Source organism: Isoptericola haloaureus (assembly GCF_036689775.1).
In the GTDB taxonomy this organism is placed as follows: Bacteria; Actinomycetota; Actinomycetes; order Actinomycetales; family Cellulomonadaceae; genus Isoptericola; species Isoptericola haloaureus.
In genome coordinates this window covers 1-315 of the sequence record NZ_JBAGLP010000029.1, presented here as the reverse complement: position 1 = coordinate 315, position 315 = coordinate 1, and the positions used below count along the sequence as shown (strand labels likewise).

1 pseudogene is annotated in these 315 nt (G+C 86.3%); it reads left to right on the top strand.

Features of this window, described 5'->3' with window-relative positions:
* Positions 1-315, top strand: a pseudogene (locus tag V5O49_RS00105) (hypothetical protein); the annotation flags it as partial.

Sequence of the window (315 nt, the reverse complement as noted above, 5' to 3'; positions counted from 1 at the left end):
GGCTGGGGCGGTTGGCCGAGCCCGCGGGCGGCCGGGACGAGCTGGTCTGGGCCGCCGTGCGCTCGTCGGTGGCGGGGTCCGTCGCCGGAGCGGCGCCGCCCGACGCGCTCGGCGCCGCGGCCGAGGCGCGGCACCCCCGGGCCGCCGGGGCGCCCCGCGAGGTGGCCCGGACGACGGCGGCGACGGGCCGGGCCCACGCCGGGTCGGCGCCTGCCGCCCGGGTGCCCGGGGTGCCGCCGCTGTCGGCAGCCACGGCGGCGTTTCCCGCGCTGCCGCGGCGGGGCGGGCGGGGTGGGGTGGCGAACCTGCCGGCCC